Source organism: Rodentibacter trehalosifermentans (genome assembly GCF_002000545.1).
Classification (GTDB): Bacteria; Pseudomonadota; Gammaproteobacteria; order Enterobacterales; family Pasteurellaceae; genus Rodentibacter; species Rodentibacter trehalosifermentans.
In genome coordinates, this window is the sequence record NZ_MLHL01000046.1 from 19,086 (window position 1) to 35,771 (window position 16,686).

Here is a 16,686-nt window from a genome sequence, read left to right on the forward strand (position 1 = left end):
TTTTTCGATAAATTATGTGATCCGCTTCTCATTTCTAAAATTTAGTTTAAATACCTGCTTGAATTGTAGGGTTTTTGCCTGATAATGAACACACTCAAATTGAGTGTCTCACCTTTGATCAAACAACGAACATAATTGCCTATCGGCACTTCTTTTTTAGAAATGCCTTCTTCAATCATCGTATGGAGATTCTCTTATGAATGTTTATTTCGCAGAGTTTTTCGGCACCGCACTTATGATTCTTTTAGGGAACGGCGTGGTTGCCAATGTTTGTCTTGATAAAACAAAAGGACAAAGTTCCGGTTGGATTGTGATTACGACCGCGTGGGCGTTTGCCGTGTATGTAGCGGTCGTCGTCGTTGGACCTTACAGTGGGGCGCATTTGAATCCGGCTGTGACCTTAGGGCTTGCTGCAAAAGGGGCGTTCGACTGGAGCCTAGTACCGGGTTATGTCATCTCTCAAGTTGTTGGTGGCATGGTGGGTGCATTGTTGGTTTATGTGATGTATCGTAGCCATTTCCTCGCTACAGAAAATGAAGGCTCGAAACGTGCTTGTTTCTGTACAGAACCGGCAATCCGTCATTATCCAAGCAATCTTGTCAGTGAAATTATCGGTACTTTTGTATTGGTCTTTGTGATTTTCTATATCGTTGGGGCGGATATTACTTTACCGGGCAAAACAGAAGTCACACCGATTGGTTTAGGTTCTATCGGCGCATTACCTGTTGCCATTCTGGTTTGGGCGATCGGTTTGAGTTTAGGGGGGACAACCGGCTACGCTATCAACCCTGCACGGGACTTTGGACCACGTTTAACCTTAGGACTTTTCCTTAGCCGTCAGTTAAACACTAAACCGGACTGGGGTTACAGTTGGATTCCGATTGCAGGCCCGATTATTGGAGCATTATTAGCAGCGGCAGTTTATGCAGTGGTGATGTAGCTCGAAAAATAGGCTGAAAAACAACCGCACTTTTCAAGCATAAAAAAGAACCCAATCTCTAAAAGGTTGGGTTCTTTCTTTGAGCATAGAAAAATTATTTTTTACCTTTTAAAAATTCAACCCCGGTATCAGGGAAATCGGTAAATACCCCTGTTGCTCCTGCTTTATTGAGTAATGCATCATACATTTGATTCACATCGGTAAAAAATTCCGGTAGTGCGTCTTTGCGCACCGTATAAGGATGCAATTCCACGTTATATTGTGCCAATTCTTTCACTAACGGCGTATATTGGATATTGCCGATTTTCGATTTTTCTTTGTCGATTAACATATACCAGCCCGGTCCCACCCCGTCTGCGTATTTCACCACTTCAGCCATGGCTCCCGGTTTAAACATCCAATCGTAATCGTAATTCACCCATTTTCCTTGAGCATTTTTTTCTTCAGTTTCATGCCAATCCGTATATGCCACTAATTGAACTAATTTCAAATCTATTCCCATTTTCGGCAGTAATTCGGTTTTGATACGTTTTAACTCGTTGAAATCAAAAGTTTGTAAATAAACCTTATCGGTTTTTTTATCATAACCGTATTTTTTCAATACCTTGAGTGTTTCAGCCGCAATATCTTTGCCGTTTTGGTGATGAAACCAAGGAGCTTTAATTTCCGGATAAATACCCACTTTTTTACCGGTGGATTTTTCTAAACCCTGGATAAATTCAATTTCATCCTCAAAAGTATGGATTTTGAAATGGGATTTCCAAAGCGGAAAGCGGTGAGGATAAACGGCAATTTGTTTACCGTCTTTGGTTTCAAAGTTTTCTGTCATATTTAAACTTTGAATTTCTTTTAAAGTAAAGTCGATCACATAGTAGCGACCGTCTTTACGGTGGCGGTTTGGGAATTTTTTTGCCACATCCGTTAAGCCGTCTAAGAAATGATCGTGAATGACAATTAAGCGGCCATCCTTTGTCATGGCTAAATCTTGTTCTAAATAATCGGCCTGTTGACCAAAGGCAAGGGCTTTGGATTCCAGTGTATGCTCTGGTAAATAACCACTTGCACCACGGTGGGCGATAATGATTTTTTCTGATTTCATATTACTTGCCGTCATTGAAGATTGGCTGCTGCAGCCGACTAATACACTCGTAGCCAGTAAAGAAAAGGCTAATGTTTTAAGTTTCATAACTATTTCTCCTTGAAGAAGTGCGGTTAATTTTAAGACTGTTTTTGAGTGAATAATATTGAATCAATATAATTCATTGATGTTAAAGATTTATTAAATAAAAAAGGCGACTTTAGCTTTTGCTTGTCGCCTTATTTATGTAAATTATTTCGTACCGTAGGTATCACCTAATTTTGCTTTGTGTTTACTTTCTTCAACCATCACAATGAAAAGGAGTAATACCGCTAAGATACCACCGGCGATCATCACATAGAAACCGCCATCCCAGCCGTAGTATTCTGCTGCCCAACCAACCACAGCAGAAGCCGATACCGTACCGCCTAAATAACCGAATAAACCGGTGAAACCTGCTGCCGTACCTGCGGCTTTTTTCGGTGCAAGCTCAAGGGCGTGTAAGCCGATTAACATCACCGGACCATAAATTAAGAAACCGATAGTCGTCATTAAAATAAAGTCGGTTAATTGATATGGGTTTTCATACCAAGCACCGTAGCTTGCGATCTCGGCTTCCGGTGTTGCCGGGTTTTTCCATAAAGCGACAACGGCGATCGTGGTTAAAATCATAAAGATGAAACCGGTTAATCCACGTTTACCTTTGAATACATGGTCAGAAACCCAACCGCATAATAATGTGCCTGGAATTGCAGCCAATTCATAAATGGTGTAGGCCCAAGCTGTTCCCTTAATGTTGAAGTGTTTTACTTCACCTAAGTAAACCGGTGACCATTTCAACACACCGTAGCGAATTAAATAAACAAAGACGTTAGCAATGGCGATGTACCATAACAATTTGTTTTTCACCACATAAGTCATAAAGATTTCTTTCGTGGAAAGCTCATGCTCGTAGGTTTTTTCGTTATAGTCATCAGGGTAGTCATTACGCCATTTTTCAACAGACGGCAAGCCACAAGATTGTGGGGTATCTTTCATCACAAGATAAATTGGAATAGCGATGATCATCGCTGCAATACCCGGATAGTAAAGGGCTTGTTGCCATACATCTTTCGCTGTGGCTTCTACACCGTGTGTGCTGAAATAAAGCGCGCCGGCAAGAAGCACCATAGCACCCGGTACCATACCACCAAGGTTATGTGCAGTATTCCAAATAGAAACAATGGTTCCACGTTCGGATTTAGACCACCAGTGAACCATTGTCCGTCCGCATGGAGGCCAACCCATACCTTGGAACCAACCGTTTAAGAAGATCATAATCCACATAACAACGATGCCGGATGTTGCCCACGGGAATAACCCCATCATGGTCATACATAAACCGGACAGCAATAAACCGAACGGTAAAAAGACTTTCGGGTTAGAACGATCCGAAAGCATTGCCATAAAGAATTTTGACAAACCGTAAGCTAAACCGGCAGCTGTACCAACAAGACCCAACTCAGCCTTGTTATACATACCGGCTTCAATTAACCCTTTTTGAGCCAAGTCAAAGTTTGCACGCACAAAATAATAAGCGGCGTAGCCAAAGAAGATCCCTGCGAAGACCTGCCAACGTAAACGCTTATAGGTAGAATCAATTTTTTCCGCTGGAAGTTCCGCAATGTGCGGTGCGGGTTTAAATGGTCCAAACATAATTTTTCTCCAACATTTATCGTTATGGTTTTCCTTCCCGACTAAAAGGAAAGGATAGCGCGCATAATAATGAAAAATAAAAAATAAGAAAGTTTGAGAATTGAAAAATGTGAGCCTGTTCACAAAAAAGTTATATTGATATGAGTGAATGCGAAAATATTGTGATCTATTTCACAGATTTATTTTCTTTTTCGCTCAAAATGTTGTTAATTTAGGCGTTATTCTCTACAATTTGCCAAAGGTTTTTTTAGAGGTTTTGTTTTTTTATTATTTTTGTGGGCTGTGGGGGTAAACATGGGATTATCGCCTAATTTATATCGAGATGTTGGAGATTTTTCTTCTTTATCAACAGATGTGATTATCATCGGTGGGGGGGCAACCGGCGCGGGGATTGCCCGTGACTGTGCATTGCGGGGGATTTCCTGCATTTTATTAGAACGCCGTGATATTGCCACCGGTGCAACGGGGCGTAATCACGGGCTTTTGCATAGTGGCGCGCGTTATGCGGTAAATGATCAGGAATCGGCGGAAGAATGTATTAAAGAAAACCGTATTTTGCGCAAAATCGCTCGTCACTGTGTGGACGAAACAGAAGGTCTATTTATTACCCTACCTGAAGATTCCCTCGACTATCAAAAAACCTTCATTGAAAGCTGTACAAAATCCGGTATTGAAGCCGTGGCGATTGATCCTCAACTTGCCAAAATAATGGAACCTTCCGTTAATCCAAATTTAGTGGGCGCTGTGGTAGTGCCTGACGGTTCCATTGATCCTTTCCGTTTAACTGCCTCCAATATGATGGATGCGGCAGAAAACGGTGCGAAAGTTTTCACCTACTGTGAAGTGAAAAATCTCATTCGGGAAGGGGGAAAAGTCATTGGTGTTGAGGTTTATGATCATAAAAACAAAGTGAAACGCCAATTTTTTGCACCGATAGTGGTGAATGCCAGTGGGATTTGGGGACAAGGGATTGCGGAATATGCGGATCTCAAAATAAAAATGTTCCCCGCAAAAGGCGCATTGTTGGTAATGGGACACCGTATCAATAAAATGGTGATTAACCGCTGTCGTAAACCGGCAGATGCGGATATTCTTGTGCCGGGTGATACCATTTGTGTGATTGGCACCACTTCTAGCCGTATTCCTTACGATCAAATTGACAATATGGAAATTACCCCTGAAGAGGTGGATATTCTTTTCCGTGAAGGGGAAAAATTAGCGCCAAGTTTACGTCATACCCGTGTGCTTCGTGCTTATGCAGGGGTTAGACCATTAGTGGCAACGGATGATGATCCGTCCGGTCGGAATGTGAGCCGTGGTATTGTCTTATTGGATCATGCCGAGCGTGATGGCTTAGACGGATTTATCACAATAACCGGCGGTAAATTGATGACTTATCGCTTAATGGCGGAGTGGGCTACGGATTTGGTGTGCAGAAAACTGAATAAAAATGCGTCTTGTGTGACCGCAGAGCGTCCTTTGCCGGGTTCGACAGAAAGCCGCCAAGAAACCAATCAAAAAGTCATTTCATTACCAAGCACCATTCGTTATTCCGCCGTGTATCGCCACGGTGCAAGGGCAAGCCGATTGCTTCAAACAGATCGTTTAGATCGTTCCATGGTGTGTGAATGTGAAGCGGTGACAGCTGGTGAAGTGCGTTATGCCGTTGATGAACTTGATGTGAATAATCTGGTGGATTTACGCCGCCGCACCCGAGTGGGTATGGGAACTTGCCAAGCAGAACTTTGCGCCTGTCGTGCTGCCGGGTTGATGAACCGTTTTGAGGTTGCCACGCCTCGCCAATCCACCACGCAACTGAATGCTTTTATGGAAGAACGTTGGCGTGGAATTCAGCCTATCGCTTGGGGCGAGGCAATTCGTGAGGCGGAATTTACCGCTTGGATGTATGGCAGTGTATTGGGGTTGAATGATGTGAAACCCCTTGAAGAACAAGCACAACAGGGGACGGACAGTAATGAATTTTGATGTAGCCATTATTGGTGGCGGTTTGGCAGGATTAACCTGCGGTATCGCCCTTCAACAACAGGGTAAACATTGTGTGATCATCAACAACGGACAAGCCGCTATGGATTTTGCTTCCGGTTCGTTTGATTTATTAAGCCGTTTGCCTGACGGCAGTGCGGTGGAAAATTTACCCGAAAATTTGACCGCACTTTGCAACGCATTACCGGCACATCCTTATAGCCTATTAGGTGCAGAACAGGTGATAAGCAAAGCGCAAGCCTTTGAAGACTTGGCGCAATCGCTCAATCTTCATTTAGTCGGTTCGAGTGAAAAAAACCACTGGCGGGTTGCGGGGCTAGGGAGTTTGCGTGGCACATGGCTTTCCCCGAATAGTGTGCCTACGGTAGAAGGGAACGAACCTTTCCCACACAAACGCATTGCAGTGTTAGGGATTGAAGGTTATCACGATTTCCAACCGCAATTATTAGCGGCAAATTTAGTGCTTAATGCACAATTCACTCATTGCGAGGTCACCAGCGGTTTCTTGAATATTCCACAGTTAGACGAACTTCGCCAAAATGCCCGAGAGTTCCGTAGTGTCAATATCGCACAACTTTTGGAACACAAATTAGCGTTTGATGATTTAGTAAACGAAATTGTGGAGGCGGCGAAAGGGGCTGAAGCGGTCTTTTTACCGGCGTGCTTTGGGTTAGAAAATCAGGCATTTATGCGTGCGCTTCGTCAAGCCACAAAACTTGCTTTATTTGAATTGCCAACCTTGCCACCCTCATTATTGGGTATGCGTCAGTGTCTTCAATTACGCCGTCAATTTGAATCTCTCGGCGGTTTGATGATAAATGGCGACAGTGCGGTAAAGGCACATTTTGACGGCGATCGTGTGCGTTGCATTATGACGCGTTTGCATAATGATGAAGAAATTATTGCCGATAATTTTGTGCTTGCTTCGGGGAGTTTTTTCAGCAAAGGCTTAATGTCCGAATTTGATCGAATTTTCGAACCGGTATTTTATGCCGATATCACAGGTGTTAGCGGTTTTGATGAGAAAGATCGTTTCACTTGGACGGATAGCCGTTTTGCAAATCCGCAACCTTATCAATCGGCAGGGGTGGTGATTAACGCCCATTGCCAAGTGCAAAAGAGCGGTCAATTTTTAACGAATTTATATGCAGTCGGGAATGTCATCGGCGGTTTTAATGCCTTAGAACTCGGCTGTGGTTCCGGGGTTGCAGTGGTGACGGCATTGACGGTTGCCGATGAAATTTTGGCGAAATAGGGAGCGATATGGATACCAATATTCAACGATTAATTGAGAGCGCAAAACAATCGCTTAATTCGGCCTCAAGCCATCAATATATTGATGAAAGTTTTGAAAGTTGTATTAAATGTACTGCCTGTACTGCCGTTTGCCCGGTTTCCCGTAATAACCCGCTTTATCCCGGCCCGAAACAGTCCGGCCCTGATGGGGAGCGTTTGCGTTTAAAATCCGCCGAACTTTATGACGAAGCCCTTAAATACTGCACCAACTGTAAGCGTTGTGAAGTGGCTTGTCCGTCTGATGTTAAAATTGGTGACCTCATTGTTCGGGCGCGCAATAATCATCTGGCACAACAGAAAAAACCGTTGATGAACAAATTGCGTGATGCCATTTTGAGTAACACCGATGTGATGGGCAAACTCAACACACCTCTTGCGCCGATTGTAAATACCATCACCGGATTAAGCGCAACAAAATTTGTGCTTGAGAAAACTCTCAATATCAGCAAAAAACGCACCTTACCAAAATATGCCTTTGGCACATTTCGTAGCTGGTATATGAAAAATGCCCTGGAAGCGCAGAAAAAGTTTGAACATAAAGTGGCGTATTTTCATGGCTGTTATGTGAACTATAACAATCCCCAACTGGGCAAAGAATTTTTGAAAGTATTCAATGCCATGGGGATTGGCGTGATGTTGTTGGAAAAAGAAAAATGCTGCGGTTTACCTTTAACGGTGAATGGTTTTCCTGAGCGTGCACGCAATATTGCTCAATTCAATACCAATTTTATCGGCAAAATAGTGGACGAAAATGGCTTGGAGGTGATTAGCGAAGCCTCAAGTTGTGCGTTAAATTTACGGGATGAATATCATCATATTTTGGGCATCGACAATGCTAAAGTTCGCCCACATATCCATATGGTGACCCCTTTCTTATATCGGCTTTTTAAAGAGGGGAAACGCTTACCATTGAAGCCGCTGAAATTGCGGGTGGCATACCACACGGCGTGCCATGTCGAAAAAGCAGGTTGGGCACCTTACACATTGGAAGTGTTGAAACAAATTCCGGGATTGGAAATCATTATGTTGCCATCACAATGTTGTGGCATTGCCGGTACTTATGGTTTTAAAGCGGAAAACTATGATACCGCACAAGCCATTGGGAAAAGCTTATTTGAGCATATCAACGAAGGCGGATTTGATTATGTGATTTCCGAATGCCAAACCTGTAAATGGCAAATTGATATGTCATCTAATGTAACCTGTATTCACCCATTGACTCTGCTTTGTCAGTCGATGGAAGCTTAGAGAAAAAGGGATTTAGGTTTTATTTCCTCAAATCATAATGATTGACTGATTAACCCAATTTAACTATAAAAAAATCTGCACCTTAGTTAATTTTTAAGGTGCAGATTCGTTTTAATCAATGTTTTCAGTATGTTTATAGTGTTTTCGCAAGATTTTTAATAAAGGCTTTGAAATCTTTGCCTAACTTTTCATGGCGAATACTATATTCCACAAAGGCTTCCAGGTAACCGATTTTATCACCACAATCAAAAGATTCGCCGGTCATATGAAATGCTTCTACGGTTTCTTTTTCGATGAGCATATCAATTGCATCGGTTAATTGGATCTCATCGCCAACTCCAACCGGCGTTCTTTCCAATAAATCCCAAATTGCCGCTGAAAAAACATAGCGCCCTACAACGGCAAGGTTAGAGGGAGCATTTTCAATGGAGGGCTTCTCGACAATACTTTCTATCTTCGCACTTTCCCCGGCTTGTAATGCCACGCCGCCACAATCAGCGATACCATAGCTACTTACATCTTCTTGATCGACCGGAGCCACCATAATTTGGCTGGCTTGGGTTTCATTGAAACGTTTAATCATTGCCGCTAAGTTCTCTTTTTGCTGATCTGCACTAAAATGAGCAAGCAAAACATCAGGGAGAACCACTGCAAAAGGCTCATTACCCACTAATGGTCGACCACATAACACGGCATGCCCCAGCCCTTTCGCATTACCCTGACGAACATGCATAATCGTCACATCTTTTGGGCAAATAGAACGCACTTCTTCAAGAAGCTGGCGTTTAACACGTTTTTCCAACATTGTTTCAAGCTCAAAAGATGTATCAAAATGGTTTTCGATAGCATTTTTTGATGAATGGGTTACAAGCACGATTTCTCTAATACCGGCAGCCACACACTCATTTACCACGTATTGAATCAGTGGTTTATCTACCAACGTGAGCATCTCTTTTGGAATTGCCTTCGTGGCAGGTAACATACGCGTGCCTAAACCGGCGACGGGAATAATTACTTTCATACTAAAATCCATTAATTATTTTGAATAATCAAGCTGAATCATTGGAAGATTCATCTTGAGCCTGCTTAATTCGTTGGTAAATTTCTTCTCGGTGAACGGATACTTCTTTAGGCGCTTGAACACCGAGTTTTACTTGGTTTCCACGTACACTCAAAACCGTGATAGAAATATCGTCTCCAATAAGTACACTTTCGCCAACTTTACGAGTTAAGATTAACATCTTTTATCTCCTTAGTTTGCATTTATTAGATATCCCTATCAATCAAGGAACGGTTGGCAATCCCACCAACCAAGGCTTGTACTACAGATTTTCGTTTAACCAGTTCTGTGCCACTTTTAATGCCTGTGCCACATTTTCCGGTTGGGAGCCTCCTGCCATTGCCATATCCGGGCGACCACCGCCTTTACCACCAACCTGCTGAGCCATTAAATTCACCAGCTCACCAGCTTTTACTTTAGTAGTTAAATCGCTTGTCACACCAACGACGAGGTTGACTTTTTCATCTAAAACCGATGCAAATACAATGACGCCCGAGCTAAGCTGATTTTTTAAATCATCAACCATAACACGAAGCGATTTTGTTTCAATTCCATCAAGTTGATGGATAACCACAGAAACATGATTAATTTTGACCGCACTTTTCGCCAAATCCGAACCTGCTTGCATTGCAGCCTTTTCTTTTAAACTGTGCAGTTCTTTTTCCCCTTTCTTCGCTTTGTCTTGAAGCTGCTGGATTTTCTCCGTAAGGGTATTAACATCCGATTTCAATAATTCTGCACTTTGGTTCAAAATACGCTGTTGATTTAAAATCCAATCTATCGCATTTTCCCCTGTTACAGCTTCAATACGACGAATACCTGCGGCAACGGCAGTTTCAGCGGTAATTTTAAATAAACCGATATCGCCGGTTCGTTTTGCATGGATACCGCCGCAGAGTTCAATAGAGAAATCGCCCATGGTTAGCACACGAACCTGATCGGCGTATTTTTCACCAAAGAGAGCCATTGCACCTTTTGCTTTTGCCGATTCAATATCCATAATATCTGTTTGGATAGGGAAATTGGCTCGAACTTTTTGATTCACAAGACGCTCTATTTCCGCCAGCTGCGCTTTACTTATCGCTTCAGGGTGAGAAAAATCAAAACGTAATGCGTTGTCTGCTACAAGCGACCCTTTTTGAACTACATGCGTACCTAATAATTGACGTAGTGCAGCGTGCAACAAGTGCGTTGCGGAATGGTTAAGTGAGGTTTGATGGCGACGCTCAATATCTACCACCGCATTCACGGTTTGACCAACCGATAATGAGCCTTGCTCTAATTCACCAATATGCCCAAATACTTGACCATACTTTTGAGTATCTTTTACTTGGAAAACCAAGCTTTGAGCGGATAAATAGCCGCTGTCGCCAATTTGACCGCCTGATTCTGCATAGAATGGGGTATTTTCTAATACCACTACTGCACTTTGACCTGCAGAAATTTGTTCGACTGATTTACCGTCATGGAAAAGTGCGGTCACTTTTGCCAAAGATTCCGATTCGGTATAGCCTTCAAATTTCGTTTCACCTTCCACACGAATGACATTGTTGTAATCAACACCAAACTGGCTTGCAGCCTGTGCTCGGGTGCGTTGTGCTTCCATTTCCCGCTCAAAACCGGCTTCATCAATAATAATATTGCGCTCACGGCAGACATCAGCGGTAAGATCCAATGGGAAACCATAGGTGTCGTAAAGTTTAAATGCCACTTCACCGGAAAGCACTCCGTTTTTCACTTCGGCAAGTGCTTCATCCAAAAGTGTCAACCCACGTTCTAACGTACGGGCAAACTGTTCTTCTTCTAAACGCAATAATTTTTCAACATTCGCTTGCTTTTCTTTTACATCTTGACCGGCCTGAGCCATCACTTTAATTAAAGTCGGCACCAATTTATAGAAAAAGGCTTCTTTTGCACCTAATAAATGACCATGACGTACAGCTCGGCGGATAATGCGGCGTAACACATAACCCCGACCTTCATTTGACGGAATCACACCATCTGCAATTAAGTAAGCACAAGAACGAATGTGGTCTGCGATCACACGCAACGATTTATTCGCTAAATCGGTGGTTCCCACAATTTCTGCGGTTTTCGCAATTAATGTTTTAAATATATCAATATCGTAGTTTGAATTGACATGTTGCAATACGGCTGAAATCCGTTCTAATCCCATTCCGGTATCTACTGACGGACGTGGCAATTTTTCCATTGTACCGTCAGCCAAACGGTTGTATTGCATAAATACCACGTTCCAGATTTCGATGTAACGGTCGCCATCTTCTTCTGGTGAACCCGGTGGTCCGCCCCAAATATGATCACCGTGATCATAAAAAATTTCAGTACAAGGACCACAAGGACCGGTATCGCCCATCGCCCAGAAATTATCAGAGGCATAAGGTGCACCTTTGTTATCGCCAATGCGGATGATACGCTCTACCGGTATACCCACCTCTTTATTCCAAATATCGTAAGCTTCGTTATCCGTTTCATAAACTGTCACCCACAATTTTTCTTTTGGCAAACTAAGCCATTGCGGAGAGGTTAAAAACTCCCAAGCAAATTTAATGGCATCATGTTTGAAATAATCACCAAAACTGAAATTGCCAAGCATTTCAAAAAAAGTATGGTGACGGGCCGTGTATCCCACATTTTCTAAGTCATTATGTTTTCCACCTGCGCGCACACAGCGTTGTGCGGTGGTTGCACGGGAATACGGGCGTTTATCCAAACCAAGGAAGACATCCTTAAATTGATTCATTCCTGCATTGGTAAAAAGTAGCGTAGGATCATTTTCAGGGACAAGCGAGCTGCTTGCGATCACTTGATGTCCTTTGCTATGGAAAAAATCAAGGAAAGATTGTCTGATTTCCGCTGTTGTTTTCATCGTAAACCTATTGTTAAAAATAATTTAAAGTTAAAAAAACTAAAACGCACTATTCTTGCATATTTTTCAAGTTTATAAAAAGGCTTTTTAATTATACTCAGCTGCCTTTGTTGATTATTTAAGCTACTTATTGTTTTTCCGACAAAAGACAGGCTGAAAATAAATTATATTGACTAATTACTGAAAAATAAAAACCGCACTTCACTACGAAATTTGAGAAGTGCGGTTAAAATTTATCTTAGATTGCTAATAAACAAGCGCCACTTATTCGTCACGAAGTGGAACAACTAACATATCAATCTTAATGCTATTCATCACTTGACGTGTAGATGACATTAATTTACTCCAAAAATCTTGATGATGACCCGTTACCAATAAATCAACATCATACTGCTCAATTGCATCGGTAAGCACCTGACGTAAATCACCGCTACCACTCAATTTTTCCTGAATCGGATAACCTGCATTTTCAGCGAGGTCTAATAACGCCTTTTGAGTTTCACTTGAAATTCGATCTTGCATAGAAGACATATTGACATCAATCAACCCCGTGTAAAGATCCGAAAAATTCACATCAACATGGATAATTGAAAGCTTCGCATCATGGCGTTTGGCAATGCCGGCAGCTTTTTTCACTAAAAAAGCACTTTCATCGGAAAGATCCACGGCGACTAAAACATGTTTATACATAATCGACTCCTTATCTGATTGAGTTTGTCTTTCTTTTGAATGCATAGTAGCATTTCAATCATCAAAAAAACTTGCACTAGATCACATTTTGAGAAATTCCCTACTTTTTCCCATGAGATTTTCAATCTCTTCGATTTCTTTTGGCACGGCTGCCGTTAGGATTTTATTGCCATATTCCGTCATTAATAAGTTATCTTCAATACGCACCCCAATGCCCTTATATTGCTCTGGCACCTCTGCCTCTTCCGAAATATAAAGCCCCGGCTCAACGGTAATCACCATGCCAACGGCGAGCGTTCGGCTACGTTCCTCACCATATTCTCCGACATCATGTACATCTAAACCGAGCCAATGCCCTAAGCCGTGCATATAAAACTGACGATAGGCTTTTTGTTCGATCAGTTCATCGACATCGCCTTGTAAAATCCCTAATTCCACCAAACCTTGCACCTTGATACGAATGACTTCATCATTCACTTGTTTAATAGAGCTGCCCGGCACCAATAACTCAATAGCACGTTTTTGTGCTTTTAATACCAACGAATAAATCTCACGTTGGGCTTGGCTAAATTTGCCGTTTACCGGAAAGGTTCTTGTAATATCACCGGCATACATAGCAAATTCACAACCGGCATCAACCAACACTAAATCCCCGTCTTTCAAGGGTTGGTCATTTTCGGTGTAATGTAAAATGCAAGCATTATCCCCGCCGGCAACGATAGAATTATAAGAAGCAAAACGAGCGCCATGACGATTAAATTCATGCAAAATCTCACCTTCAATTTCATACTCAAAGCGATGAGGACGGGTTTCTTGCATGGCTTTGATATGGGCTAATGCGCTAATTTGCCCGGCTTGTTGCATAAGGCGGATTTCATTGGGAGATTTAATCAAGCGCATTTCACTGATGATAGGACGCCAATCTAAAATTTCCGTAAAATTAACCGCACTTTCCGAAAGTAATTTGTCCCCCCATAAATGAAGCGCCGGCACATGATAAAGTGCGGTCAGATTTTCGGTAATTTTTGGCAAATGAATAGCGAATTCATCAATAGAATAAGCCTCATTCACCTCAAGAGTTTGGGGCGCACGCTCTACCCCTAAACGGCGACCATTCCAAGTTTCAAGTAAAGGATCTCGCGGTCGAAGAAAGAGTATCGCTTTTTCCGATTGTTCGGTTTTTACAAATAGTAAAGCGGCATTCGGTTCATTAAAACCGGTCAAATACCAAAAATAGCTGTCTTGGCGAAATGGAAACGTGCAATCATTGTTGCGACGTTTTTCAATTTCGGAAAACAGTAACAATGCCGAATTAGTCCGCATTTTTGTCAATAATTGTTTTCGACGTTCTGCAAATTCTTTTTGAGGCAATTCCGCCATATATGCAAGATCCATTTCTCTCTCCTTTTATGCGTTTTTTAAATTAATGTAATATTGGTTTTTTCGTATTTGGCGCTTGGTTAAATTGTGTGTAAAACAAGGTGGCAATGGTACGGACATATTCAATGATTTCTTCCAATGCCTCACTCATTTCTTCTTCGTCATCATCTTCCTCATAACCCAGTAGGCAAATATCATGTAAGTCATCGACTGCCTCTGCAATTTCGCCTTTTTCTTTATCTAAATGAGGTTGTGCCAAACCTAAACCAAGTAAAAAGTGATTTGCCCATTCGGATAAACTGTCTGCACGGGCAAAAACATTCTCATTTTCCGGCAAGCCCAGTTCAAAAGAAAAACCTTCCATATCCGCGAGTGCATCGGAAATACGTTGATAAAGTGCGCTCACTTGTGCGAGAAGGACACTTGGATAGGCGTGATTGTCGTGGGTAAATTGATAAAGGAGGGGTTGCCAACTTTGATCGTTGACCCCACCACAAATGAGACCGCTTAAAAAGCCGTGAAGCTCTGTAGCATTAATCCCAATCCCTTGAGATTTGAGTTGTTGGTTAAGTTCTTGAAGGATTGTCATCGTTTCTTCCTGTAGTGAAATGCTGTTCAGTGTACCCCTTTAGCAATAAAAAAGCGATCGCTTTTCCCATGGAAAAACGACCGCACTTTTTATTTCGTCATAGGAGGAAAAATTACATCATTCCACCCATGCCTCCCATACCGCCCATGCCGGCACCAAGATCGGCTTTTTCTTCTTTTGGTAATTCGGTCACCATACATTCGGTGGTAATCATTAAGCCTGCAACCGATGCAGCAAATTGTAATGCAGAACGGGTCACTTTTGTTGGATCTAAGATCCCCATTTCTAACATATCACCGTATTGTTCGGTGCTGGCGTTATAACCGAAGTTACCTTCGCCCGCTTTCACCGCACTTGCCACCACAGAAGCTTCTTCACCGGCATTGGTGACGATTTGACGTAAAGGCGCTTCCATTGCACGCAATGCAAGTTTGATACCCACATTTTGTTCTTCATTGTCACCCTGTAGGCTTGCAGCCACTTTAGAAGCGGCACGCACTAACGCTACACCACCACCGGCAACGATACCCTCTTCAACCGCAGCACGGGTTGCGTGTAACGCATCATCTACACGGTCTTTTTTCTCTTTCATTTCCACTTCGGTTGCCGCACCTACTTTGATTACCGCAACACCGCCGGCTAATTTTGCCACACGTTCTTGAAGTTTTTCTTTGTCGTAATCAGACGTTGATTCTTCAATTTGCTGACGAATTTGCGCCACACGACCGTTAATTTGTGCCTGATCTCCTACGCCATCAATAATGGTGGTGTTGTCTTTATTGATCACCACACGTTTCGCCTGACCAAGATCTTCTAATGTCGCTTTTTCAAGCTCCATACCAATTTCTTCAGAAATCACGGTACCCGCAGTGAGAATCGCAATATCTTGTAACATGGCTTTACGGCGATCACCAAAGCCCGGCGCTTTCACTGCTGCCACTTTCACAATACCACGCATGGTGTTCACCACGAGGGTTGCAAGGGCTTCGCCTTCTACATCTTCTGCAATAATTAATAATGGTTTGCCGGCTTTCGCCACCGCTTCTAATACCGGTAATAATTCACGGATATTGGCAATTTTTTTATCCACTAATAAGATATACGGGTTATCCAATTCAACGGTTGCCGCTTCCGGTTTATTGATGAAATATGGAGAAAGATAACCACGGTCAAACTGCATACCTTCTACCACGGCTAACTCATCTTCAAGGCCTGTACCGTCTTCAACAGTAATCACACCTTCTTTGCCCACTTTTTCCATCGCTTGGGCAATTAACTGACCTACCACGCTGTCAGAGTTGGCGGAAATCGTTCCCACCTGTTCAATTTCTTTTGAGGTTTCGCAAGGTTTAGACAGGGTTTTCAGCTCTGCCACCACTGCGCTAACGGCTTTATCAATCCCACGTTTTAAATCCATTGGGTTCATACCTGCCGCAACGGCTTTTAATCCTTCGCTCACAATGGCTTGAGCAAGCACAGTCGCCGTTGTCGTACCGTCACCTGCGGCATCATTGGCTTTAGAGGCTACTTCTTTCACCATTTGTGCGCCCATATTTTCAAATTTATCTTCCAATTCAATTTCACGGGCCACCGATACCCCGTCTTTCGTGATGGTTGGCGCACCGAAAGATTTATCTAAAATCACATTACGCCCTTTCGGCCCAAGGGTTACTTTCACTGCATCGGCTAATACATTCACACCTTTTAACATTTTTGCGCGTGCATCATTACCAAATTTCACATCTTTTGCTGCCATTTTATGTTTTCCTTTCTCAGTTATTATTCTCTTAATTGATGAAAAGTGTGGTTATTTTTCACC

13 protein-coding genes are annotated in these 16,686 nt (G+C 42.6%); 4 read left to right on the forward strand and 9 right to left on the reverse strand.

Translation table 11 applies throughout. The features are described from left to right. The first annotated feature begins 196 nt into the window (after nucleotides 1–196). The gene (locus BKK52_RS08480; RefSeq protein WP_077478498.1) at nucleotides 197–940 is read left to right on the forward strand and encodes an MIP/aquaporin family protein; all 744 of its coding nucleotides are present in this window, start codon (nucleotides 197–199) and stop codon (nucleotides 938–940) included. Between the two features lie 94 nt (nucleotides 941–1,034). Here BKK52_RS08480 and glpQ read toward each other — a convergent pair whose 3' ends face one another. After that, complete coding sequence (gene glpQ, locus BKK52_RS08485) at nucleotides 1,035–2,126, reverse strand: glycerophosphodiester phosphodiesterase (protein ID WP_077478499.1); 1,092 nt, start codon at nucleotides 2,124–2,126, stop codon at nucleotides 1,035–1,037. 144 nt (nucleotides 2,127–2,270) lie between these two features. Further along, nucleotides 2,271–3,713: a glycerol-3-phosphate transporter gene (gene glpT / locus BKK52_RS08490; RefSeq protein ID WP_077478500.1), complete on the reverse strand. Its 1,443-nt coding sequence runs from the start codon at nucleotides 3,711–3,713 to the stop codon at nucleotides 2,271–2,273. 294 nt (nucleotides 3,714–4,007) lie between these two features. Between glpT and glpA the strand changes: the two genes are divergently transcribed. Genes glpA through glpC form a run of 3 tightly spaced genes read left to right on the forward strand, consistent with a single transcriptional unit; the run spans nucleotide 4,008 to nucleotide 8,261 of the window. Continuing rightward, a complete protein-coding gene (gene glpA, locus BKK52_RS08495; protein ID WP_077473768.1) occupies nucleotides 4,008–5,699 on the forward strand; it encodes an anaerobic glycerol-3-phosphate dehydrogenase subunit A in 1,692 nt (563 codons plus the stop codon). Further along, nucleotides 5,689–6,972: a glycerol-3-phosphate dehydrogenase subunit GlpB gene (glpB, locus tag BKK52_RS08500; protein ID WP_077478501.1), complete on the forward strand. Its 1,284-nt coding sequence runs from the start codon at nucleotides 5,689–5,691 to the stop codon at nucleotides 6,970–6,972. The genes glpA and glpB overlap by 11 nt, the downstream gene beginning before the upstream one ends. A gap of 8 nt (nucleotides 6,973–6,980) precedes the next feature. Beyond that, nucleotides 6,981–8,261: an anaerobic glycerol-3-phosphate dehydrogenase subunit GlpC gene (gene glpC, locus BKK52_RS08505; RefSeq protein WP_077478502.1), complete on the forward strand. Its 1,281-nt coding sequence runs from the start codon at nucleotides 6,981–6,983 to the stop codon at nucleotides 8,259–8,261. A gap of 133 nt (nucleotides 8,262–8,394) precedes the next feature. Here glpC and galU read toward each other — a convergent pair whose 3' ends face one another. From galU to groL, 7 genes are all read right to left on the reverse strand, one after another. Beyond that, entirely contained in the window at nucleotides 8,395–9,282 is an 888-nt protein-coding gene (galU, locus tag BKK52_RS08510) for a UTP--glucose-1-phosphate uridylyltransferase GalU (RefSeq protein ID WP_077473765.1), read from the reverse strand. Between the two features lie 28 nt (nucleotides 9,283–9,310). Further along, entirely contained in the window at nucleotides 9,311–9,502 is a 192-nt protein-coding gene (csrA, locus tag BKK52_RS08515) for a carbon storage regulator CsrA (protein ID WP_077419736.1), read from the reverse strand. Nucleotides 9,503–9,583: 81 nt separating this feature from the next. Next, nucleotides 9,584–12,208, reverse strand: a complete 2,625-nt coding sequence (gene alaS, locus BKK52_RS08520) for an alanine--tRNA ligase (protein ID WP_077478503.1) — start codon at nucleotides 12,206–12,208, stop codon at nucleotides 9,584–9,586. Between the two features lie 264 nt (nucleotides 12,209–12,472). Further along, nucleotides 12,473–12,898 carry a universal stress protein UspA gene (gene uspA / locus BKK52_RS08525; RefSeq protein ID WP_077419734.1) on the reverse strand — a complete coding sequence of 142 codons (426 nt, stop codon included), beginning with the start codon at nucleotides 12,896–12,898 and terminating at the stop codon, nucleotides 12,473–12,475. 81 nt (nucleotides 12,899–12,979) lie between these two features. Continuing rightward, complete coding sequence (gene pepP / locus BKK52_RS08530; protein ID WP_077473763.1) at nucleotides 12,980–14,293, reverse strand: Xaa-Pro aminopeptidase; 1,314 nt, start codon at nucleotides 14,291–14,293, stop codon at nucleotides 12,980–12,982. Nucleotides 14,294–14,321: 28 nt separating this feature from the next. Beyond that, nucleotides 14,322–14,867 (reverse strand): YecA/YgfB family protein, encoded by a 546-nt coding sequence (locus BKK52_RS08535; RefSeq protein WP_077473762.1) that lies wholly within the window; start codon nucleotides 14,865–14,867, stop codon nucleotides 14,322–14,324. Nucleotides 14,868–14,979: 112 nt separating this feature from the next. After that, the gene (gene groL / locus BKK52_RS08540; RefSeq protein ID WP_077419731.1) at nucleotides 14,980–16,623 is read right to left on the reverse strand and encodes a chaperonin GroEL; all 1,644 of its coding nucleotides are present in this window, start codon (nucleotides 16,621–16,623) and stop codon (nucleotides 14,980–14,982) included. Between the last annotated feature and the right edge of the window lie 63 nt (nucleotides 16,624–16,686).